This is a genomic window from Pseudomonas sp. FME51, from assembly GCF_014897305.1.
Window position 1 is genome coordinate 25,727 of record NZ_JABUYN010000011.1, and the last position, 23,453, is coordinate 49,179.

A 23,453-nucleotide genomic window follows, 5' to 3' on the forward strand; every position below is an offset into this window, starting at 1 on the left:
ATTTTATGAACAAGCTCAAAACCCTCTGCGTATTCGGCACCAGGCCGGAAGCCATTAAAATGGCACCTCTGGCAATCCAGTTGGCAGAAGATGAACGGTTCGACGCAAAGGTCTGCGTAACTGGCCAGCACCGGGAAATGCTAGATCAGGTACTCGACCTGTTTGAACTCAAGCCAGATTTTGATTTGAATATCATGAAGCCTGGACAAGACCTGACGGACGTCACGACAGGAATTTTGCAAGGACTTAAATCGGTGCTGAGTGGATTCAAACCCGATATTGTTCTGGTCCATGGTGATACCGCAACAACTTTTGCTGCGACCCTGGCTGCCTACTATCAACAAATACCCGTAGGGCATGTAGAAGCGGGGCTGCGTACAGGCAACATCTACTCGCCGTGGCCTGAAGAAGGTAACCGTAAACTCACCGGTACGCTGACCACACTGCATTTTGCTCCTACCGCGACCTCAAAGCAGAATCTGCTCAACGAAGGCATCAAGGAAAGCAGCATCGACGTTACCGGCAATACCGTAATTGATGCATTGCTGGATGTGGTGGCAAAACTCGACAGCAACCATCAGCTACAACAGTCCTTCAGCGAACAGTTCAGCTTTCTTGATGCAGAGAGGAAATTGATTTTGGTGACTGGCCACCGCCGGGAGAGCTTTGGCGGCGGCTTTGAGCGTATCTGCCAGGCTTTGGTCGACATTGCCAAGGCGCACCCAGATACAGAAATCCTCTACCCGGTCCACCTCAACCCCAATGTACGTGAGCCGGTAAATCGGTTGCTGCAGGGAATCAACAATGTGCACCTGATTGAGCCGCTGGATTATCTTCCCTTTGTCTATCTGATGAATCGCGCGCACATCATCCTCACCGACTCCGGCGGAATTCAGGAAGAAGCCCCTTCGCTAGGCAAGCCAGTCTTGGTCATGCGTGATACAACCGAACGCCCCGAAGCAGTAGAAGCTGGAACTGTGAAGCTGGTGGGCACTGAAGTGAATGCTATACGCGACAATTTGGACGTCCTGCTTAACGATGAGCAGGCTTACGCAGCGATGTCACGCGCGCACAACCCTTATGGGGATGGCCAAGCATGCAAGCGGATCCGGGAAAGCTTGCTAGCATGGCGCGCTAATTGATTTAACTCTACGACTCAATATCCTTGAAGGAACTGCAATGCAATTCAATACTGTCTCTATGGTTGGTCTCGGTTATATTGGCTTGCCCACTGCCGCCGTGTTTGCTTCGCGCAAGATCAAAGTGATCGGTGTGGATGTTAATCAAAAGGCCGTCGACACTATCAATCGCGGAGAAATTCATATCGTAGAACCTGATCTGGATATGGTGGTCCATGCGGCAGTAAAAGAGGGCTACCTACGTGCCACCACAGTTCCCGAGCCGGCCGACGCCTTTTTGATTGCTGTGCCTACCCCCTTCCGTGGTGATGATCACGACCCGGATCTGAGCTATATCGAATCAGCCGCTAAGGCAATTGCGCCTGCTCTTAAAAAAGGAAACTTGGTAATACTTGAATCCACATCTCCGGTTGGTGCAACAGAGCAAATGGCGGGATGGCTTGCTGAGGCTCGCCCCGACCTTAGCTTTCCCCAAAGTCATGGAGAGGAGTCGGATATACGGATTGCGCACTGTCCTGAGCGGGTGCTGCCGGGCCATGTTCTTCGTGAGCTAGTTCAGAACGATCGTATTATTGGCGGCATGACTCCTAAGTGCTCTGAAGTTGCGTGCGCGCTTTATAAAACGTTCGTGGAAGGCGAGTGTATTACTACTAATGCGCGCACTGCAGAAATGTGCAAGTTGACGGAAAATAGCTTCCGTGATGTAAATATCGCTTTTGCAAATGAGCTTTCAGTTATATGTGACAAGTTGGATATCAATGTTTGGGAGCTGATACGGCTGGCCAATCGCCATCCACGTGTTAATATCCTTCAGCCAGGCCCGGGCGTTGGTGGGCACTGTATCGCTGTCGACCCTTGGTTCATCGTAAGTAAGACCCCATCCGAAGCGAGGTTGATTCGAACTGCACGTGAGGTGAATGATGCTAAGCCAAAGTGGGTGCTACAAAAGGTGAAATCTGCGATAAGAAATTATTTGGAGGAGAATAGCCATAAAACAGAAAAGGATGTGGTTGTCGCTTGTTATGGAGTGGCATTTAAGCCCGATATTGATGACTTGCGAGAAAGCCCGGCGCTATCAATTGTTGCGGAAGTTATTAAAGAACATTCTGGTTTGACATATGTTGTGGAGCCAAATATAAATCAGCTAAGTCTCTATGGCGAAAATCAGATGTTAGTGTCATATGAAGAGGCTGCAACGCAAGCGCATGTACATGTGATGCTGGTGGATCATACTCAGTTTAAAAATGTATGCTCACCTGGCGGTAGTGTTGTAGATTGTCGAGGGGTTTGGAAGTAGTGATCAAGTCTAGCCAATCTAATTCAGAAGCAGGTGGTAAGTATATGAACGCCAGATTGCAAGTGGGCTCACCGTACCCTCGGCGCTATTTAATAGAACTCGCCCTCTGCAGTCTCACCCTAGTATTTTATATTCTATGGTTTGCTTTTAATAATGTGATTTACTTAGGTTGGCTAGGAAGTTTTTTTCTGCTGATGTCACTATTTTCTGTGTTGCCTTCGGTGCGGCTTGCATCGTTTTTCACGCTATTTCTTATTAGCTATATCGGGATGAACTTAATAACTTATCTCGGAGTGATGGCTTCTGATAGCTTGAGTGAGACGCAGTTCAATTACTTATTTATTACCGGTGCAAGTGTGTCTATATTTGTACTGTCCTATAGACTGGTGTTCAATAGGAGTCGTGCAAGATATGCGGAATACGACGACTTGATTCATTTGATCTCCTTGTCGAGCCGACTCAAAGGCGCGCGGTATAAGTTGGTATATGTTCCAATTGTCGCTTCCATATTGCTTCTCTATATAGATGTTTATAAGGCTGGTGGGGTGGCGACTTTAACGAGAGCGATGACCAAGGAAGGGTTTGGCATATATGCTGAGTTGGGGAAGTACTTTATAATTTTTTCCCTCCCGTCACTTTTTGTTTTGGGTGTTAAAAGCTCTAGCAGCAGGGGGGTGGTATCTGCTTTAAATACAATTTTGGTTTTAGTTTTTGCTGCTGCTATTTTTTACGCGCTAAGAACTAGAAGTTATATCGTGGGCCCAGTTATATCTTATGCTGGAGGCTTTGTGTTCTATTCGCTCGCCGCAAGAAAAGACCAAATTAAATATGGTGTTAATAAGCTAGGCATAAAGCCTAGGCATTTGGTCTTTATTTTGATTTCTGCTTTAATAATCGTGTCGGCGTCTACGTACCTTAGGTTCTACCGTGGGATTATGGAAGCAGGTGAGGGTAGCGTCGATCTCTCAGCAGTGTATGAAAGATCAACGGAAGGGGGGGATCTTGGTTATGGTTATACCATAATAGATATTATGGAGACCATGGACTATAACGGGGCTCGTCTGAATGGACAATCTTATTATAGACTCCTTTTCACACCGATACCGCGTTCCATATGGCCAAACAAGCCGCGTAATACTCAGCAAATTATTGGAAATACTATGGGGGGTAAGGTGGAGTACTATAGCTTACCCGCTGGAGCTCAAGGTGACGCCTATATAAACTTTGGAATACTGGGTGTTTTGGTGTTTGCTTTTTATGGTGTAATTGCAGCCTCTCTTGATAAGATAAAAAAACCGTATTTGATTTTCTTTGCGCTAGCATCTTTTATGCCCTTGTTTCACTTGGCTCGAGGCGGCTTTACTAATCCAGTAGTGTTAATGATTGCGGCGTTTTTATCCGCCTACCTCTTCTATGGTTTTGTGTTGAACAGGAAAAACCGTTAGAGGTTTCAGTCGGCTGATGGGGATGGGTTATTGATTTTTAAAATGGATGCGGTTGTAAAAGTACTAGGGAGAAATCTTTTCTCTGTTGTCGAAATGATGGCAAAAGGAGTGAGCTGGGTTTCTATTGTTAGTTTACCGTTTTTTATAGATATCTCAGAGTTTGGTGTGATTGCGCTTCTGTATAGTATGGAGATTATACTTTGCAATTTAGCGGTGCTGGGTCAAGATAAATACAAGTTAAGGAATGGGCCGGCGGTGGGAGATGATCCTAGCTATCTGATACCGCTCTTATTTGTATTGATTATAAGCTCGCCGTTGTTGCTATGGGCGTACTTTGGCTATAAAAATAGCTTTAGCTTAATTGCTTTGCTTTTAGTTGGGACCATGTTTACAGTGTTGAATCGCGTCCACGTTATGGAGGCGCGAGTTGATAATGACGTTGTTACGTTCTCACTGCATCGTCTGGGGGCATTGATTAGCCGGTTCGGTGTTTTCTATCTTCTTTTATGGCAGGGTATAGATCCTGCTCTTGCATTCATGCTTGGCTTTGCTGTTTCGGGGTTCTTGGTTGCTGCAAAGAAGTTTCTTCTGACCTTGCCGAAAGTTTTTCAATCGCCTATTAATGGATGGCCTGAGAGTACGAAAAGTGCACTGTATTTTGGTACTCCTGTTGCGGTTCATCTTCTGGCGACGTCTTTGTTAGGAAATGTAGATAGGTTTTTTATAAATGAATATGTTGGAGCTCATGATGTGGGGGTTTATGCATTTTCATTTATGCTTGCCAGTGGGGTAACTTTTTTTTATGCTGCTTTGGCTGTGCAAATAGAGTCTAGTATTTATAAGTATAGTGAAGATGAAAAGCGTAGAGAGTATTATATTGATCAGTTTGGTCGTTATGCATTGTGCTTGGTCCCCGTGTATTGTGTTGCTCTGAGTGTTTTAGCAATAGTTTATGAGTGGGTGGTTGGCGATTTTTTTGAGAAAACTGATCTTGCAGTTATATTGGTGGGGGTTGCTTCGTTCTCTATGAATATTGTATACCTTAAGTCCAGCTATAGACTGTATGCACTCAAGAGGTCGGCATCTATCTCCGCGGTAACTGTAGGGGCATGTTTGGTGAACGTCTTACTGAACTGGATGTTGATTCCCATGTTTGGTATTCAGGCAGCCGCGTTCGGTGCATTTGTAAGTAGTACTTTGCTGGCTATGTGTATGTCCATGTTGTCGGTGTCTATAACTGGCGTTAAGATGCCAAAGGTGGATATCGCCATTGTGCTTGCCGCATGGCTTTTTAGCAGTGGGGTACTCCTGTTCTCTTGACAGATACATGTAATGAATAGCGCACGCCGGTGATCCTGTCAGTATGAACGTGGTTGAAGTTCCGGAGATTTAGGGCATGAAGCTTGCTGTAGTTGCTGTAATCCAATTGATGCAGGCCATTTTCTCACGAAAATCAATTGCTCTGATTTCTGTTTAGCGAGTTAGTTGGATGGTTGTAGTCAGTTTGAAGGTTACTTTCGCGAGATGCTTCGTGGTGTTAGCAGTATCTATGTGACGATATTTGATGGTTGGATTGGAGTTTAAGTGATCTGAGGTTATTGAAATGAATGCAATAGCGTTATATAGAGTGTCGAATTATTTGTATAAGAAAAAAGTCCCTGTTCTCCCTTTGCTAATAAAGTATACAATTTTTATTGTTTTCAATAGTGTAATACCTTATAGCTGCCAAATCGGTCGGGGGTCAAAATTTGCATATGGAGCGATAGGCGTAGTTTTACATTCTCGCTGCAGGATTGGTCGAAATGTGATAATTGGGCAGGGCGTTACTATTGGACGGCAACTTGATCCGGCGGGGATACCCAGCATTGGTGACAACGTATATATATCGGCTGGCGCTCGAATTTTAGGGGGTATAAAGGTGGGGGATAATGTAATTATTGGCGCAAATGCGGTGGTGATTAAGGATGTTCCGGAAAACTCTATTGTTGCAGGAGTCCCTGCTAAGGTTATCAAAACAATAGAGGTGGATATCTACCAACTTCTTAAGAATGTGTATTGATATGAAAGTTGCCTTTTTTCAACCCTATTTGGCTATGTGGCGTATTCAGTTTTTGACGCGGTATATGAAAGAGACCGAACATGAGGTTATTGTGTATGATGGTGGCTTTAAAGAAAAAAATGATATTAAGTCTTTATCAAATAATGATGTTGGGTTCCCTTTAAAAAAATTTCTTTCTTGGTCGCCTGTATTCAATTATAAGGGGCAGCGATACCCTCTCTACTTTTCCCCTGGGTTGCTCTTTGGGCTGATTAAAGATCGGCCTGATGTTGTGGTTACTGAAGGTGAGATTAATTTTATAAATAACATGTCGATTTATGTGTATTGTCTTTTTTTTAAGAAGCGATATGTTTGGTGGAGCTTAGGCAAAGTACGGACGAGAAATAAAAATATTCTGAATAAAGTTCTTGATCCCATCGTTGATTTTCTTTTGCATCGTTCAAGCTGCGTCATGACTAGAACTACGTGGGCAAAAGATTATTATGTGAATGTTAAAATGGTCCCTGAGCGTAAGGTTATCGTCGCGCCTAACAGTATGGATGAGAAAATAGCGCGTTCAGAGGTAGATGAGGCGATTATAAGAAACCTGAAGAGCGCAAGCGCTAGTCGTGTGATTTTATATGTTGGAGCTTTGACTCAACACAAGCGACCTAAAGACTTGGTGGAAGCATTTTCGATATTGTGTAACAAGCCAGAGTTTCTAGATTGCGAGCTTTGGTTTGTAGGGGATGGGCCAGAAAAAAAATGTTTACAGGATACAGCCGAACGGTTAAGTGTAGAAGGGAAAGTCAAGTTTTTTGGGAAGGTCTTTAAAGGAGTTGGAAATTTTTTCACGGCGTCAGATGTGGTAGTGGTTCCAGGGTTAGGTGGTTTGGTTATAAATCATGCAATGATTTTTGGGAAGCCCGTGGTGTCCAGACTAGCAGATGGAACCGAACTAGACCTAATCGTAGATGGCGAGACGGGGTTTCTGTTAAAGGATTATTCTCCGCATAGTATGGCTGATGCAATTGGAACTGTATTGTTACCGGTAAATCTGGAAAGAATGTCAGCCAATGCACGCTCTAAAGTGGACGATTTCTGGAATATTGAAACAATGATAAAACGGGTGAATAACTGTGTAGAGTTTTCAGGGTGATTGGGTATTAAATGAGAAATTTGTTGATTACAATTACCACTGTTTTCCGGCTTGGGCTAATTAACTTGGGTCGTGTGGCGTTATATAAGCTCGGGGTTAAAACAGGCTTCAACCCTGTTCGACGCTTGAAATCGGTGACTCCCTCAGGTCCATTTTTTATCCCAGCAGTGCAGTTAGCCAGTGAGCGCGCGGTTCCGCGCACTGGATGGTATCTGAAAGCCGAGGCATTTGGACTGACATTAGACATGTTGAGCCAAACGCCACCTCAATGGCTTAGTGGCTGTTTTAGCAAGAAATGCGTTGTTGACCCGGTGCGGAATTGGTGGGAAATACCTGATTTCGACCCCGCGGTTGGAGATATTAAAACAGTTTGGGAGTTTTCTAGGTTTGATTGGGTGTTAGCTTCCGCCCAGCACGCAGCCAAAGGCGAAGCAGATGCATTGCAGCGTTTGAATTATTGGATTGAGGATTGGTTACAGGCCAATCCTCCTTATAAGGGTCCGAACTGGAAGTGCGGACAAGAAGCATCGATACGGGTGATGCATCTTGCTATGGCTGCTCACTTGCTTGGCCAAATAACTGAAACCAGAGACGGCCTATTGGACCTTATCGAAGCACATCTACAACGCATCGCTCCTACGTTGCTCTATGCAATGGCTCAAGACAACAACCACGGAACTTCTGAGGCGGCTGCGCTGTTCATTGGTGGTTCTTGGTTGGAGCTTAACGGCAGGGCTATTGGACGCAAACTCATGCGGTCGGGGCGCAAGTGGCTGGAAGATCGTGCTTGCCGTCTGATAGCGAAGGACGGGAGCTTTAGCCAGCACTCCCTCAATTATCATCGGGTGATGCTGGACACCATTAACATGGTAGAACTGTGGCGGCGCCAACTGGCATTGCCATCTTTCAGCCTTAAGTTTTACTCACGTGCGGCGGCGGCCAGTGAGTGGTTGCGTTACGTCACTCAGACCTGCGGCGGTGATGGACCTAACTTGGGGGCTAATGACGGAGCCCGGTTATTACCGCTTACCGATACTGATTATCGAGATTATCGTCCAACGATACAATTAGCTTCTGTATTATTCCACTCAGCGCGTGCTTATTCCTCCGACGGGGATTGGAACCAACCTCTGCACTGGTTGAGGCTGTCCATACCTGAAGAACAATTGCCAGAAGCGTCAAGCGTCCAATTTGATGATGGCGGTTATTTCATTTTAAGGAGATCGAGAGCAATGGCGCTCCTGCGTTATCCCCGCTATCGGTTTCGTCCTGGTCAAGCAGATGCTTTGCATCTCGATTTTTGGTGGAATGGGGAAAACTGGTTGAGGGATGCTGGCTCATTTAGCTACAACACTGAGAAACGTTGGTTCGTTTATTTCCGCGGAACGGAGTCGCATAACACAGTACAGTTTGATAGTCGTGACCAAATGCCGCGCTTAAGTCGTTTTCTGCTAGGAGCATGGCTAAAAGCTCGCAATGTTAGTCCTTTATTCGTCTTTGACAGTGAAGAGAACTGTTCTGCGGGTTACCGCGACTGGAAGGGCGCGGCACACGATAGGAGCGTCTCTTTATCGGAAGGAGTGATGGAAGTAGAAGATAAAATCGATAACTTCGAAAGAAAAGCTATATTAAGGTGGCGCCTTAGGCCCGGCGCCTGGACCATTGATACAGCGAGTCAGCGGATCCAAACTAACGGATTTAGTCTGAGGGTAACCTCAACTACCCCAATCAAACGTTTCGAGGTTGTCGAGGGTTGGGAATCAAGATACTACTTTAAAAAAACTCCTGTTCCAGTTTTGGAAGTAGAAGTCGCTCTGCCAGGGGTATTAACCACTACCATCGAATGGGATAATCCGTGAAAGTTCTTTATTTTCACCAACACTTTAAAACTCCGAAAGGAGCAGGAGGCATACGATCTTATGCCATGGCACGTAAGCTGGTTGAGCGCGGTCATAGCGTTACTATGGTATGCGGCAGCGCAGAAGGGGGCACTACCGGTTTGACTGGTGAGTTTATCAACGGCCAACGACGTGGGCTGGTGGAGGGAATCGATGTACTGGAACTGAATCTCGAGTATTCCAATAGCGATGGTTTTGCCAAACGTATCAAGACTTTCCTCAGTTTTGCCTTCCGTAGCGTTAATGTGGCCCTTACCGAAAAGTATGACCTCGTCTTTGCAACAACGACACCGCTAACCGCAGGTATACCCGGAATTCTGGCGCGGTGGCTACGCGGCAAGCCTTTTGTCTTTGAAGTGCGAGATCTCTGGCCGGAGCTGCCCAAGGCAATGGGGGTGATTACCAACCCGGTTTTGTTATGGATCATGGGTATACTGGAATGGGCAAGCTATCGTTCAGCGCATCGTGTAATAGGGTTGTCGCCGGGGATTGTTGAGGGGATCAAGAAACGCGGTGTACCGGCTGAGCGCATAACCATGATTCCTAACGGCTGTGATCTAGATATTTTTGCGACGGACGTTGAGCCATGGCGGCCTGAAGGGATTGCTGACTCGGATTTGATGGCGATCTTTGCCGGCACGCACGGAATGGCAAACGGCTTGGATGCGGTTTTAGATACAGCTGTTGAGCTAAAGCGCCGGGGCCGTAGTGATATAAAACTCCTGCTGATCGGCAACGGAAAACTCAAACCGGCCTTGCAGGAGCGTGCAAATAGGGAAGCGCTGGATAATGTGGTGTTTCATGATCCAGTGATCAAAATTCGCCTTGCCGGCCTTATGCAGTCCACCGATCTGGGCATGCAGGTCTTGGTAAATATACCTGCCTTCTATTACGGAACCTCACCCAACAAGTTTTTTGATTACATCGCCGCTGGCTTACCTGTACTGAATAACTACCCAGGCTGGTTGGCAGGGATGATCGAAAATGAGCAATGCGGCTACGCCGTATCTCCTGCTGATCCGTCAGCATTTGCTGATGCTTTGGAAAGTGCAGCTGCTGACCGTGAGGGGTTGAAGATCATGGGTTCTAATAGCAGGGCATTGGCGAAGCGGGAGTTTGATCGTGAGAAACTATCTGATCAATGGGTGGATTGGCTGGAATGCACCCTATGGCGGAAGGAGTAAGAGCGTTTATGTTGAAGCGTATTTTTGATGTGGTTGCTTCGGCAACCGGCCTGCTTTTGTTGTCCCCAGTTTTTGCCATCGTAGCTTGGCAAGTTCGCCGTAAGCTTGGTTCCCCCATTTTTTTCCGTCAGATCCGCCCTGGGGTCGATGGCAAACCTTTTCAAATGATTAAGTTCCGCACCATGCGGGACGCCGTTGACGCAAATGGCAATCCTTTGCCAGACTCTGAGCGTATCACTCCTTTTGGACGATTCTTACGCTCGACCAGCCTAGATGAGCTACCGGAATTTTGGAACGTATTAAAGGGAGATATGAGTATTGTTGGGCCGCGGCCTCTGCTGATTGAATATCTGGATTACTACACGGAAGAGGAACAGCTTCGCCATAGCGTACGGCCAGGAGTGACCGGGTTGGCACAGGTAACAGGGCGTAATGCAACCACATGGGATCAACGGCTGCAGTATGATGTGGAATACGCCAAAACGCACAACTTATGGATGGACATCAGGATTATTTTCAAGACCATAAAGCAAGTGTGTAAACGCGAGGGCGTGGTGGTTGTTCCGTCGGAGATTTATCAGAAACTCAGCGATGAAAGGCGGAAATAATGATTGCTTCGACCGTGTTGCGTTCGCCGTGTTATCGCCTTGACCGTCTGTCTAAGAAGTGGAACATCGACCTGTGGATTAAGCGTGATGACCTGATCCCTCAATTTATGGGTGGTAATAAGGTTCGTAAAACTTACAGGATACTGCAGGAAGAAATTGAAATGTCAGGCGTGCCGGATGTTTTGATCACTAATGGCGGTGCTGAGTCGAATCATGCGCGTGTGGTCGCGTTGATGGGAGCGCAGTTGGGGTGTGAGGTACACCTGGTTCTGCATGGAGAGCGTCCTGCTACCGGAAGTGCAAGAGGTAACTCTTTTTTTTATTTGAGTGCGGGAGCTCAGGCTCATTACGTCGGCGGTGATGCTATCGCTGGGACTATTGCGATGATTGAGTGTCAAGAGATGGATAAGCGGCGTTCCGTTTTTGTTATTCCTGGCGGCGGCCACTCTCATGGTGGTGCTTCAGCTTACGCGGCGGCTGTAACTGAGCTTAATGAACAGCCGGACTATATTGTGCATGCATCCGGAACTGGTGGGACTCAGGCAGGGTTATTGCTTGGTATTGAGTCGGTCGGCTGGCATAGCCGCGTGATAGGTTTTTCCGTCGCTAGAGCGAGAGATCGAGGTGTCAACGAAATTGCCAAGCTGCTACCGGATGGTTTTCCACGGGAAAAGCTGGATTTTCGGGATGACTTTCGCTTTGGCGGTTACGAAAAGTTTAATGAGGAGTTGGTTGAATTCGTTCGTTCTTTCGTCAGAGAAGAGGGAGCTCCACTAGATTTAACCTACACAGGTAAAGCTATGTTTGGTCTCCATCAGCTTGTTTTGAGCGGTGAGATCGCGCCGGGAAGCAGGGTTGTATTTTGGCATACTGGTGGGTTGCTTAATCTTACTTCGACAACATTGTAAGTATTATTGGGAGTATGAATGGCCGAATTTAATCTGACGGGTACGAGAATTCAACTGGTTTTGTTAGAGAAAGAGCATCTAAAAAAACGCGCTTTGTTTTTGAATGACCCAGAAGTGCAAAAAACATTGAATTTTGACTATCCGACATCAATTGCGAAAACTGAGGCTTGGTTCTCTAAGAATGTACTGGCGTCAAATCGGGTGGACTTTGCTTTTCAGTTGGTAGACAGCTCAGAAGTTATAGGGTTTGGCGGGTTTATAAATGTCGATCAAAAAGTTCAGAAGGCAGAGCTCTATATCTTCATCGGGGATAAGAGCCATTGGGGCAAGGGCTTGGGGCGAGACGGGTATAAGCTATTAGTGAATTACGGATTTGGCGAGTTGGGGTTGAAAAGAATTTATCTGCATCAGCTGGTTGAAAATGAGAAAGCAGTCAAGGCTACGGAAGCATTAGGCTGGTACACGGAGGGTTTGTTGCGTAAAGATATTTGGTCCCACGGTGAACTCAAGGATCAATATATTTTATCCATTCTGAGAGATGAATGGGAACAAAACGATATCTATAAACAAATATGAGTCCAAGAGAATATTCTATGCCTTCCGTTTTGCTCACCTGTGCTGGCCGTCGGCATTATCTCGCTTCGTATTTTCAAGACGTACTTACTGGCTCCGGTAAGGTCGTAGGCACAGATATGGATTTGTCCGCACCTGCTTTGCAGGCTTGCGATGTCTCTGTGAAAGTGCCAGGAGTATTTGCTGAGAATTATCTAAATTCCCTGAAGGAAGTCGCCGTAAGAGAAAATATCAATATGGTGTTTTCTCTTAATGATCTAGAAGTAGGCCTTCTGTCAGAAAACCGAGAGCGGTTTGAGAAAGAAACCGGCGCTACTGTATACGTACCGCCGGCCAAAACGCTGAAAGTATGCTCCGATAAGTGGCTTACCTATTGCTTTGCCCGTGAAATCGGAATTGACACACCTGCAACCTACTTGAATGTAAAGGATGCCGAGGCAGCACTGGCCGCGGGTGAGGTTTCTTATCCGCTGATCGTTAAACCTCGCTGGGGAAGCGCTTCCATCGGGCTTTTTATGGTGGATTCATCCGAGGAGCTATTGGCTGGCTTTGCACAGTGCCATCGGGCAGTGACAAGCAGTGCATTGGCGGCACTCGGCTCTGAAAGTCCTGTCATTATTCAGGAGGTAATTCAGGGGCCCGAGTACGGTGTGGATTTGCTATATGGCAAGAATGATAACTTTATCGGCTTTGCTGCCAAGAAAAAGCTGGCCATGCGGGCCGGGGAAACAGACAAGGCTGTAACCGTTGCTCCCGAACTGTTCGAGGAGCTGGTGACCAAAATTGCTAGCGTACTGCCGCACCGTGGCAATCTGGATTGCGATTTTCTCGAACGGGACGGTCGGTTCTACCTGTTAGAGTTCAACCCCCGTTTTGGTGGGGGCTATCCGTTCACCCATCTTGCCGGGGCCAACCATGTGCAGATGCTGATAGATGATTATCAGCGGAAACCTCTGACGCCATATAGTTACCGGGTGGGTCAAGGGTTTGCCAAATGCGACACCTTGGTTGAAGTGCCGGTAGGTTGAGCTCTGACACCATCCTCACTTTTTTATGTCTAGTAGAGTACTCCATGCTTAACACTCCTTTTTCTCCCTGGCCTTCCTTTACCGAGGAAGAAGCCAATGCTGTACGTGATGTGCTGCTTTCCAACAAGGTCAACTACTGGACTGGTCAGGAAGGCCGTGAGTTCGAGAAGGAGTTTGCTGCCTGGGCTGATTCCGAATATGCCATTGCGTTGACCAATGGCACGGTAGCGCTTGATCTGGCGTTGAAGGCGCTGGATATCGGGCCGGGTGATGAGGTGGTGGTCACGTCACGTACGTTCCTCGCTTCGGCGTCGAGTATTGTTACCGCCGGTGCCGTACCGGTTTTCGCAGATGTGGATGCTGATTCGCAGAACATTACTGCTGAGACTGTGCGTGCGGTACTGACCGAACGCACCAAGGCGGTGATCTGTGTGCATTTGGCCGGTTGGTCCTGTGATATGGACCCGATCATGGCGTTGGCGCAGGAGCGCGGGCTGTATGTGATCGAGGATTGCGCCCAGGCCCATGGCACTCGCTACAAGGGCCGCTCGGTTGGCTCGATTGGTCATATCAGTGCTTGGTCGTTCTGTCAGGACAAGATCATGACCACCGGCGGTGAGGGTGGCATGGTGACTACTAACGACCGGGACCTGTGGAAGCGTATGTGGTCATACAAGGACCATGGTAAATCCTGGGATGCCATTTATGAGCGAGAGCACCCGCCGGGTTTTCGTTGGTTGCATGAGAACTTTGGTACCAACTGGCGGATGACTGAAGTTCAGGCGGTGATTGGGCGCATTCAGCTCAAGCGTATGGCCGATTGGACTGCTGCCCGTACACGTAACGCGGAGCGGATCTGGGAAGCCTGCCGCCAGCATGCGGCGCTGCGAGTGCCTGTGTTGCCTGCTGATTATGTTCATGCGCACTACAAGTGCTACGTACAGGTGCGGCCCGAGCAGTTGGCTGAAGGCTGGACGCGGGACAGGATCATCGAGGCGATTGTGGCCGGTGGAGTGCCTTGCTTTCAGGGTTCATGTTCCGAGGTGTATCTGGAAAAGGCCTTCGATAATACCAACTGGCGCCCGGCGGAGCGGTTGCCGGTGGCGCGGGAGCTGGGGGAGACCAGCTTGATGTTCCTGGTGCATCCGACATTGACTGAGGATGAGATCGGGAAGACCTGTGCGGTTATTGATGAGGTGATGGGGGAGGCTGGGTTGTAATTCGCTTCTTCAGTTGCTCCCAAGCCGCTGCTCTGCTTTTGCAGGCAGCGGCTTGGTTGTTTCTGGGGTGTGGTTTTTTAGTTGTTAGTGGGCCAGGGCACTTCTTCTGGTGGGATCAGTTTGCCGTCCCAGCCGACCACGGGAATGGTCGCGGATTGCTGAGTCTGTGCCTGTTTGATCACGGCGGTCAGGTTGGGTGGTCGATAGGGTGTTGGGTCGGTGTCTTTGTCCGCAGGCGCGTCATGCTGGACTTGTTCGAGTTGCCAGCGTTGCAGGGCGGAGATGTGCAGGCGTTCGTTGACGGTTTCTTCCCCTGGCTTGGGTGCGTTGCGCCGGCTGTTGACGAGGCTGATATGGTTGCGGATCAGGCTGTCGAGTTTGCCGGTGGGCGGTGTGAGTACGTTGCAGAGGGTGCGTAGGTAGGGGTAGGTGTGGCTGAGCATGGCGCGGTACAGCAGTGTTCGGCTTTCGATACCTTTGCCTTTAATGCGTTCTTGCATGGCTCGGTTGGCGTCCATGGTGACGTTGTGTATGTCGATCGCCAGGCCGGTGTGGGCACGGAGGCGTTTGATCATCCAGTCGAGGGTGATGTCGGAGAGGTCGCTGTCGGGGTAGGAGCCGCCTATGTTGGAGTGCACTCCGGAGAACCAGACCTGTTCGACTATCTGCCCCGGCGGGAGCGGTTGGTTTATGGGTTTCTCCCATAGGGTGGGCGGGAAGGCGGCGCGCTTTTCGTCGATGGCGAGGGCGTGCAGGGCGACTTCGATATGTGGGCCCAGGTGGACGTCATGGAAGTACCAGCGGGACGCGAAGGAGAGGGTCTTTGCCCAGTCACCGGGGATGCCCAGCGAGCCGACGGTGTCCCAGACGCCTACGCATTTGATGGTGATCTGTTCGTGGCGCTCTAGCTTCTCGATGGCGGTAATGGCCGCTTTTCTTGCGTCGTTGTCGGAGTATTGGTCCGAGAGGCGAATGTCCAGCAGTTGATCCAGTGGCTGGCCGAGGCAGGATGGGTGGAATATGCCGGCGAGGTCGATCAGACCCGCGAGGCTGCGGGCGGTGTAGGCGCCTCGGGAGAAGCCGAAGAGGTAGATTTCATCGCCTGGCTGGTAGTTGTTGCCGAGGAAGCGGTAGCCATCGATGACGTTGTCATCCAGCCCGGCGCCGCTGAAGCCGCCGCGCATCTTGTCTCCTTTGGCGGTGCCGACGCCGCGGCCGTAGTAGAGAATCTGGCTGGTGCCGTCGTCCGCGACCGGTGGGATGGAGCGCAGGAGTTTAACGACGTTGGTGACCTTGCTGCTTTTGTCGTTGGAGTTCCAGGTGCCGTCCAGGCAGAGGATGAGCCGACGTTTGGGCATGACTTGCTCCTTGTCATGGGGGGGTGAGCGTTCTGTATAACGTATTTGGCGTCGGCGGCGTATCACCCGGAACGGCTAAGAACTGATGATCTTTGGAATATCCCGACGCTGGGCTTTGCACATGCGTTGTCACATTCACCCTGCACCATGTCCTGGTCCATCGGCTGGGAGTGTGCAGGGGTATGTTGAAGATCGCGGTGGTGGGTACCGGTTATGTGGGGCTGTCCAATGCGGTGTTGTTGGCACAGCACAACGACGTGGTGGCGCTGGATATCCTTCCGGAGAAAGTCGATCTGTTGAATGATCGTCTATCTCCCATCGAAGACGCGGATATCTCCGATTTTCTCTTGAACAAGCCGCTGACACTGCGCGCGACCCTGGACAAGCAGGTGGCGTTGCATGAGGCGGCGTTTGTGATCATCGCCACGCCTACCGATTACGATCCCGATACCAACTGTTTTGATACCCGCAGCGTGGAGTCGGTTATTGCCGATGTGCTGGCCATCAACCCCACTGCGGTGATGGTCATCAAGTCTACCGTGCCGGTGGGCTATACGCAGTCGATCAAGGCGCGTTTTGCCACTGACAACATCCTCTTCTCTCCGGAGTTTTTGCGTGAAGGCAGGGCTTTGCATGACAACCTGCATCCATCGCGGATTATTGTGGGCGAGCGCAGTGAGCGGGCACGGTTATTTGCCGGGTTGTTGCAGCAGGGGGCCGTCCGGCAGGATGTGCCGGTGCTGTTCACCGACTCGACCGAGGCGGAAGCCATCAAGCTGTTTTCCAATACCTATCTGGCCATGCGCGTGGCCTACTTCAATGAGCTGGACAGCTATTGCGAGGCCCGTGGCCTGCAGAGTCGTCAGGTGATTGAAGGGGTGGGATTGGACCCGCGTATCGGTAATCACTACAACAACCCCAGTTTCGGCTACGGCGGTTACTGTCTGCCCAAGGATACTCGGCAGTTGCTGGCCAACTATGACCGGGTGCCGAACAATCTGATCAAGGCTGTTGTTGACGCCAACGTCACTCGCAAGGACTTTATTGCCGATTCGATTTTGTCGCGCCAGCCGAAGGTCGTGGGGATTTACCGGCTGGTGATGAAGTCCGGCTCGGACAATTTCCGTGCGTCGGCCATTCAGGATGTGATGAAGCGCATCAAGGACAAGGGCGTGGAGGTGGTGGTGTATGAGCCGGTGCTGGAGGAGGGGGTGTTCTTCGGCTCGCAGGTGATGGACGATCTGGATGAGTTCAAGCGGGTGTGTGATGTGCTGGTAGCTAACCGGCAGGCGCCGGAGTTGGCTGATGTGGCGGGCAAGGTGTATACGCGGGATTTGTTTGGGTGTGATTGAAGGGCTTTGCACGCTGATCTCAGCGGGGTGGAGGGCGCGGTTACCACGCCCTAGGACCCCACGCCACTGCACCCGATCGTTCCCACTGATCGTTCCCACGCTCCAGCGTGGGAATGCCTGTTGGGACGCTCTGCGTCCCGGTTTTAACGCTGTGCAGGCGGGTGGCTCGGACGCTGGAGCGTTCAGGGCGCGGTTACCACGCTGGAGCGTGGGGACCATCAGAGGGGTAAGTCATAGTCGGCATTAAATTGCCGAATCTAGATCGGTTGGAACTGATTTAAAGATTTATATTGCTGATTAGGTCGCTGTGAACTAGGGTTATCAGCATCTTAATGCCGATTTGGTTGGCTGCAATGGACGAATCCCTCACTATACAAACCTATGTAAACGGCCAATGGCACGATGCTCTGGATCTGAGTATCTCGAATACGCAGGTTGTTGCGAGTGCGCGCATTACGGCTTCGTACAAGACGGCCTATCTGCATGACTTTTATGATGTGATAGATAGCATTTTTGAACATGCCGTCAGTGTGAACTTGCCTGCCAACTGGAGTGCTGAGGATACCAAAGGCTTCCCGGCCTTCGTTCTCGACATCATTCCCGCTGGTCATGCAAAGAAGTCGCTGATCAAACGATTCAATGATGAAAAGCCCCCGGAAATGGATCTTGATCTGTTTTTACTGGGTAGATGTACGCCATCGCCTATTGGCAATCTACGTGTGAAAGAGTCGGTTGAAGCTCTTGAGGACACAGGGGCTGAAGCTTTTGCTCGCCAGGACGTTGTTGAGCGTACCAATGATTTTCTTGAGTACGCCTACGAGGCTGGAGCTGCACTGGGCGGCGCGACTGGCGCTCAGGGTGAAGCACCCAAGCTATTGTTGGTCGAGGGGCGTGACGGGATGTTTTACGCTGACGCCATGCTTGATGATTCTCTAGTGCAGTCACACTCGCTGGTTAAGTTCGCGCGGAACAAGGTGACTGAGAACGACAAGAACATTCTTCGTGCTGAGTATCAGTACTACAAAGCAGTGTCGAGCCTTGGTTTGAATACCGTTTCAACTCAGGGTTTGAGCTTGGAAGAAGCTCAAAGGCCCAGCCTTTGGATGCCACGTTTTGACCGCGTTGTGAATGGCGGGAGCGTTGAGCGTATCGCGGTAGAGTCGGTCTACTCCTTGCTTGGTAACACAGAGCCGGGGTCGAGGCTCAAGCATGAGGTTGTGTTGGCGAAGCTGATTGAGTTGTGGTGCTTAAACGGGCAAGCCGGTGAGGTGCCAGAGCTGATCTTTGAATACATACGGCGAGACCTGCTTAACCGAATCCTTGGCAACAGTGACAATCACGGTCGCAACACATCCATATTCCGGTACAGGGGAAGGTTTGATCTGGCCCCGATCTATGACCTGGCCCCGATGGTCCTGGATGCGGAGGGAGTAACCAGGGCAACGAAATGGGAAGCCGAAAAAAAAGGGAGCCCACAGTGGCGTGAGATCTGTGCCTGCTTTCCGCAATGGTATGCCCCAGATGATCTGTATGAGCGAATCCGTGGCGCCGCCCATGAGTTCAGAGCACTGCCGGATTTGCTCGTAGATATGCCTCTGGATGTTCGCCAATCAAAGGCTATTCCAGTCAATAATCTGGACTCGAGCTTTGAGTTATGGAGGCTGGTATGAAAGCCGTGACTGGAGAAGGGCGTAAACAACTGATCGAAGAGATCATTCGGATGCACACTGATGGTGAGTTAACCCTTGGCATGGCTATCCGTAGACTTCGTTTGGAGGTCACTGGTTTCGATCAGGAAACCTTTGCTCAGATGTGCGGTATGTCCACCCGAGCGCTGTATCAGTTGGAAACAGACAAAGGTAATCCGACTTTGAGCACTGTCGATTCGATATTGCGTAAGTTTGGTCTGCGGATGGGGCTCATGGCGGCGATTGCACCGAGTAAAAGGTCATCGTTGGTTGCTGCGATGCATTCAAGCGGAAAGCCTGTACCTGAATATGCCACCGGAAGGGGGGCGAAGCCTAAAGGGATAGCAAGGCACGGACCTGCAGCTGACAAGTTGCGCAAGGTCACAGAAAAGAGGAGCCAAGAGGACGGTGGACCAACCCGCTAGCGCGGCTCCCATGAGCTATCACTCAGCCCCCGCTCCCGCCCCGATGGTTCCCACGCTGGAGCGTGGGAACCATCGGTTTATGAGGGCTCTGCGTCCCGGTTTTGATGTTGTGCTGGCTCCGGCCATGGTGGTAAGGCTTTGCGAGCGCTTGGGCTGGATCTGGGCAATACTTCCTGAACTCTTTTTCCGCTACGCTTTCTTAAAGTTGAAAATTCTTTAAATATTCAGGAGTTACCGTGAAGGTCACTAAAGCCGTTTTGCCAGTTGCCGGGTTGGGTACACGCTTTCTACCTGCCAGTAAGGCGATTCCCAAGGAGATGGTCACGGTGGTGGACAAGCCGGTGATCCAATACGTTGTGGAAGAGGCGCTGGCCGCCGGGATCAATGAGATCGTGTTGGTGACCCATTCCAGCAAGAAGGCCATCGAGGACCACTTCGATGTGAATTATGAGCTGGAGGCGGAGCTGGAACGGCGCGGCAAGCATGAGCTGCTGCAGATACTGCGCGATATTGCGCCGCCCCAGTTGAAGGTGACGGCGGTGCGTCAGGGCCGGGCTCTGGGTTTGGGGCATGCTGTGTATTGCGCGCGGCCGGTTGTCGGCGATGCGCCTTTCGCGGTGATGCTGCCGGATGTGTTGGTGGAGCAGAGCGGTAACGCAGTTGATCTGGGCCTGATGACCCGGCGTTTTGCTGAGACGGGGCTGGCGCAGATCATGGTTGAGCCTGTGCCTGATGAGCTGGTGCATCAGTATGGCGTGGTTGATCTGAACGGCGCTGATCTGCAGCCGGCTGGGCATGCGCGTATGACGCGGGTGGTGGAGAAGCCGCCGCGTGGGGAGGCGCCGTCGAATCTGGCAATTGTCGGGCGTTATGTGTTGCCCGCGGGTATTTTCGATCTGCTGGCCAATACTGCACCTGGTGCGGGTGGTGAGATCCAGTTGACTGACGCGATTGCCGAGTTGATGAAGAACGAGGGTGTTGAGGCTTGGCACATTGCCGGGCGCTCCTACGACTGTGGCAGCAAGCTGGGGTATCTGGAGGCGACGCTGGCCTATGGTCTGCAGCATCCGCAGTTGGGTGCGGACTTCCGTGCGTTGTTGACGCGCTATCAAGGCTGAGGGCTGAGCATGTTCCTTGAAGTGTATGGCGATACGCTGTGTGCGCTGGTGAGTGCGGCGGCGATGGCGTCGACGGGGCATCAGGTGACGTTGCACGTGTCCGCTGGTTCGGTTGCGAACAGCCTGGACAGTGATGACTTCTCGCTTCGCGAGCCCGGTCTGGCACCCTTGATGCTGGAGCAGAAGCGCGCCGGCCGGTTGGTCGTGGCACCGCTGAGTGTGCTGCCTGATCCGCTCTGTACGGTGTTATGGTTGGCGCTGGCTCCCGATGCGCTGGAGCTTGCGCACCGGCTGGTGGATAGCCTGCCGGCGGAGATTGATCCGGAATTTCTGGTGGTCAACCAGTCGACATTTCCGGTGGGCAGTACCGAGGCGTTGCAGCACACGCTGTTGAATCGGCCGGGTGCGGATTCGCGCTTCGGGGCGGTGGTCAGTGTGCCGGATCTGTTGACTGAAGGCGCTGCCCTGACGGGCTTCACTCGTCCGAATCACTGGCTGGTGGGGGCGGATATGCCCTGGGCCAGTCGATTGGTGGCGGAGTTGCTGCGCCCCTTCAATCGCCGTCGCGATGGCATCATGCATATGCGCCCGCGTGAGGCGGAATTCACCAAGCTGGCCATCAACGGTATGTTGGCCACGCGCCTGAGTTATATGAATGACATGGCCAATCTGGCCGACAGTCTGGATGTGGATATCGAGCGCGTGCGCCAGGGTATGGGGGCGGATACGCGGATTGGTGAGGCTTATCTGTATCCGGGGTGTGGCTTTGGTGGTCTGAGTTTTTCCCGCGATGTGATGAGTCTGGCGAGTACTTTGCAGCACAGCGGTTTGCAAGCGCAGTTGTTGGAAGAGGTGCTGCAGATCAACGAGCGCCAGAAGGAGACGCTGTTCCGCAAGTTGTGGCGGCACCTCGATACGCAGTTGGAGGGGCGCAAGGTGGCGCTCTGGGGCGTGGCGTTCAAGCCGGAGTCGGCACGCATCGATCACGCCCCTGCGTTGAAGCTGATCGAAGCGCTGTGGGCCCAGGGTGTGCAGGTGCATGTGCATGATCCGCGGGCGTTGCCGGCTTTGGCTGCGTGGGCTGGTGAGCGGGATGATCTGGTGCTGCATGATGATCCTTACGCTGCTGCCGCTGGGGCGGATGCCTTGATGTTGGTGACGGAGTGGAAGTCCTACTGGAGCCCGGATTTTGCGCGTTTGAAGGCGGATATGGCGGTGCCGTTGTTGCTGGATGGGCGCAATGTGTGGGATCCGGAGTTTGTGAAGGGGCGGGGGTTTGTTTATTACGGTATTGGGCGGCGGTGAGTGGGGACGCGATATTTAATAAGAGGCACATTATGAGCTGGCGCATTCTGGCGGATCACGCCGCTACCATGCAGGGGCAGCATCTGGCGCAGTTGTTTGCGGCGGATCCGCAGCGTTTTGAGAGCCTGCATTGTGAATGCGGGCCTGTGTTGTTTGATTATTCCAAGCAGCGGCTGAGCGAACAGACCCTGTCCAAACTCTTCGGCCTGGCGCGTGAGAGCAAACTGGATGACTGGATCAGTCGGTTGTTCTCTGGCGAGCCGGTCAACTGCACTGAAGGTCGCCCAGCCATGCACTGGGCGCTGCGTTTGCCGGCGGATGCTGAATGCGTGGTGGACGGAGAAGACATCACTGCCCAGGTACATGAGCAGCTGGATCGCATGGATCACATTGTCAGCAAGCTCCACGCGGGTCAGTGGCGTGGGGTGACCGGTGAGGTGGTGACGGATGTGGTCAACATCGGTGTCGGCGGCTCGGACCTCGGCCCCTTGATGATCAGCGATGCCTTGTGTGACAGTGCGGTGCCGACCTCATCCCGTTTGACGGTGCATTTTGCCTCCACCATGGATGGCAGCCAGTTGTCGCAATTGCTGCGTGAACTGAATCCCCATTCGACGCTGTTTATCATCTCCTCGAAATCCTTTACCACCATCGATACGCTGAGCAACGCAGAGACCGCACGGCATTGGCTACAGCGCACGCTTGGCAATAAAAGTGGTGTGCTGCATTGCCATTTTCTCGGGGTGTCTTCCGCTGCGGCGAAGATGACCGAGTGGGGCATCAGTGAAGAGAACCAGTTGGCGATCTGGGACTGGGTTGGTGGGCGGTATTCGTTGTGGTCGGCGATTGGTTTGCCGATCGCGCTGACGGTGGGTATGGATGGTTTTCGGCAGATGCTGGCGGGTGCGCATCTGATGGATGAGCACTTCAAGTCGGCGCCCTGGGAATCCAATCTGCCGGTGCTGATGGCGATGATTGGTATCTGGAATACCAACGTGCTGGGCATCAATGCTCAGGCGGTGCTGCCTTATGACGGGCGGCTGAAGCATTTGCCAATGTATCTTGAGCAGCTGGAGATGGAGTCCAACGGCAAGAGCGTGACGCGCGAGGGTGAACCCGTTGAGCACAGTACCTGTCCGATTGTATGGGGCGACGTGGGGCCCAATGCTCAGCATGCCTTCTATCAGTTACTGCATCAGGGTACCGAGGCAGTGACCTGCGATTTCATCATGCCGGCGCGGCGCTACCACGAGGCGGTGCATGACCAGACGGTGGAAGAGCTGGTCGCGCAGCATGAACTGGCGCTGGCAAACTGTCTGGCGCAGTCACGGTTGCTGGCGCTGGGTGATGCGGCGTTGAAAGATCCCGAGAGCATGCCGGCTTATAAGCGTTACCGTGGTAATCAACCGAGTTCGACTTTGCTGCTGGATGAGTTGACGCCTTATAGCCTGGGTGCGCTGATTGCGATGTATGAGCACAAGGTGTTTGTGCAGTCGGTGATCTGGGGGATCAACCCTTTTGATCAGTGGGGCGTGGAAATGGGTAAGCGGCTGGCGGTGGATACGCTGGCGCGAATTCGTGGGGAGCGGGAGGATCTGGAGGACGTGGATTCTTCTACGGCGGGGTTGTTGCGGAGGATTTTAGGGTAGGACGGGCTGGCGGCCGCACTCTGCTGCGGGAACCCCGGGCGTCCTGCGGACGCCGTCGCGG

At 51.4% G+C, this 23,453-nt stretch carries 20 protein-coding genes; 19 read left to right on the forward strand and 1 reads right to left on the reverse strand.

Annotated features, from left to right (window positions below; genetic code table 11):
* Nucleotides 1-5: 5 nt before the first annotated feature.
* The 13 genes from wecB (at nucleotide 6) to INT39_RS17370 (ending at nucleotide 14,497) form a co-directional block, all read left to right on the forward strand.
* A complete protein-coding gene (wecB, locus tag INT39_RS17310; RefSeq protein ID WP_193075256.1) occupies nucleotides 6-1,142 on the forward strand; it encodes a non-hydrolyzing UDP-N-acetylglucosamine 2-epimerase in 1,137 nt (378 codons plus the stop codon).
* A gap of 37 nt (nucleotides 1,143-1,179) precedes the next feature.
* Nucleotides 1,180-2,436, forward strand: coding sequence for a UDP-N-acetyl-D-mannosamine dehydrogenase (wecC, locus tag INT39_RS17315; RefSeq protein WP_193075257.1), 1,257 nt, complete (start codon nucleotides 1,180-1,182; stop codon nucleotides 2,434-2,436).
* A 44-nt stretch (nucleotides 2,437-2,480) separates the two neighbouring features.
* A complete protein-coding gene (locus tag INT39_RS17320; protein ID WP_193075258.1) occupies nucleotides 2,481-3,881 on the forward strand; it encodes a hypothetical protein in 1,401 nt (466 codons plus the stop codon).
* A 42-nt stretch (nucleotides 3,882-3,923) separates the two neighbouring features.
* Nucleotides 3,924-5,201 carry a hypothetical protein gene (locus INT39_RS17325; protein WP_193075259.1) on the forward strand — a complete coding sequence of 426 codons (1,278 nt, stop codon included), beginning with the start codon at nucleotides 3,924-3,926 and terminating at the stop codon, nucleotides 5,199-5,201.
* A 283-nt stretch (nucleotides 5,202-5,484) separates the two neighbouring features.
* A complete protein-coding gene (locus INT39_RS17330; protein ID WP_193075260.1) occupies nucleotides 5,485-5,940 on the forward strand; it encodes a serine O-acetyltransferase in 456 nt (151 codons plus the stop codon).
* A 1-nt stretch (nucleotide 5,941) separates the two neighbouring features.
* On the forward strand, nucleotides 5,942-7,078 hold the full coding sequence (locus tag INT39_RS17335; protein WP_193075261.1) for a glycosyltransferase family 4 protein: 1,137 nt from the start codon (nucleotides 5,942-5,944) through the stop codon (nucleotides 7,076-7,078).
* 11 nt (nucleotides 7,079-7,089) lie between these two features.
* Complete coding sequence (locus INT39_RS17340) at nucleotides 7,090-8,937, forward strand: heparinase II/III family protein (RefSeq protein ID WP_193075262.1); 1,848 nt, start codon at nucleotides 7,090-7,092, stop codon at nucleotides 8,935-8,937.
* Complete coding sequence (locus INT39_RS22855; RefSeq protein WP_193075263.1) at nucleotides 8,934-10,160, forward strand: glycosyltransferase family 4 protein; 1,227 nt, start codon at nucleotides 8,934-8,936, stop codon at nucleotides 10,158-10,160. The genes INT39_RS17340 and INT39_RS22855 overlap by 4 nt, the downstream gene beginning before the upstream one ends.
* A gap of 8 nt (nucleotides 10,161-10,168) precedes the next feature.
* Nucleotides 10,169-10,768: a sugar transferase gene (locus tag INT39_RS17350; RefSeq protein ID WP_319021381.1), complete on the forward strand. Its 600-nt coding sequence runs from the start codon at nucleotides 10,169-10,171 to the stop codon at nucleotides 10,766-10,768.
* A complete protein-coding gene (locus tag INT39_RS17355) occupies nucleotides 10,768-11,676 on the forward strand; it encodes a 1-aminocyclopropane-1-carboxylate deaminase/D-cysteine desulfhydrase (protein ID WP_193075265.1) in 909 nt (302 codons plus the stop codon). The genes INT39_RS17350 and INT39_RS17355 overlap by 1 nt, the downstream gene beginning before the upstream one ends.
* Nucleotides 11,677-11,694: 18 nt before the next feature.
* A complete protein-coding gene (locus INT39_RS17360; protein ID WP_193075266.1) occupies nucleotides 11,695-12,252 on the forward strand; it encodes a GNAT family N-acetyltransferase in 558 nt (185 codons plus the stop codon).
* Nucleotides 12,253-12,269: 17 nt separating this feature from the next.
* Nucleotides 12,270-13,277: an ATP-grasp domain-containing protein gene (locus INT39_RS17365; protein WP_193075267.1), complete on the forward strand. Its 1,008-nt coding sequence runs from the start codon at nucleotides 12,270-12,272 to the stop codon at nucleotides 13,275-13,277.
* A 44-nt stretch (nucleotides 13,278-13,321) separates the two neighbouring features.
* Nucleotides 13,322-14,497, forward strand: coding sequence for a DegT/DnrJ/EryC1/StrS family aminotransferase (locus INT39_RS17370; protein ID WP_193075268.1), 1,176 nt, complete (start codon nucleotides 13,322-13,324; stop codon nucleotides 14,495-14,497).
* A gap of 77 nt (nucleotides 14,498-14,574) precedes the next feature.
* Here INT39_RS17370 and INT39_RS17375 read toward each other — a convergent pair whose 3' ends face one another.
* Entirely contained in the window at nucleotides 14,575-15,921 is a 1,347-nt protein-coding gene (locus INT39_RS17375) for a DUF2235 domain-containing protein (protein WP_319021382.1), read from the reverse strand.
* Nucleotides 15,922-16,040: 119 nt separating this feature from the next.
* Between INT39_RS17375 and INT39_RS17380 the strand changes: the two genes are divergently transcribed.
* From INT39_RS17380 to pgi, 6 genes are all read left to right on the forward strand, one after another.
* Complete coding sequence (locus INT39_RS17380) at nucleotides 16,041-17,207, forward strand: nucleotide sugar dehydrogenase (protein ID WP_193075348.1); 1,167 nt, start codon at nucleotides 16,041-16,043, stop codon at nucleotides 17,205-17,207.
* 353 nt (nucleotides 17,208-17,560) lie between these two features.
* A complete protein-coding gene (locus tag INT39_RS17385) occupies nucleotides 17,561-18,877 on the forward strand; it encodes a HipA domain-containing protein (protein ID WP_193075269.1) in 1,317 nt (438 codons plus the stop codon).
* Nucleotides 18,874-19,320: a helix-turn-helix domain-containing protein gene (locus INT39_RS17390; protein WP_226944869.1), complete on the forward strand. Its 447-nt coding sequence runs from the start codon at nucleotides 18,874-18,876 to the stop codon at nucleotides 19,318-19,320. Before INT39_RS17385 ends, INT39_RS17390 begins: the two co-directional genes overlap by 4 nt.
* 236 nt (nucleotides 19,321-19,556) lie before the next feature.
* Nucleotides 19,557-20,438 carry a UTP--glucose-1-phosphate uridylyltransferase GalU gene (gene galU / locus INT39_RS17395; RefSeq protein WP_193075271.1) on the forward strand — a complete coding sequence of 294 codons (882 nt, stop codon included), beginning with the start codon at nucleotides 19,557-19,559 and terminating at the stop codon, nucleotides 20,436-20,438.
* Between the two features lie 9 nt (nucleotides 20,439-20,447).
* Nucleotides 20,448-21,743: a nucleotide sugar dehydrogenase gene (locus INT39_RS17400; protein WP_193075272.1), complete on the forward strand. Its 1,296-nt coding sequence runs from the start codon at nucleotides 20,448-20,450 to the stop codon at nucleotides 21,741-21,743.
* 32 nt (nucleotides 21,744-21,775) lie between these two features.
* A complete protein-coding gene (pgi, locus tag INT39_RS17405) occupies nucleotides 21,776-23,392 on the forward strand; it encodes a glucose-6-phosphate isomerase (protein ID WP_193075273.1) in 1,617 nt (538 codons plus the stop codon).
* The last annotated feature ends 61 nt before the right edge of the window (nucleotides 23,393-23,453 follow it).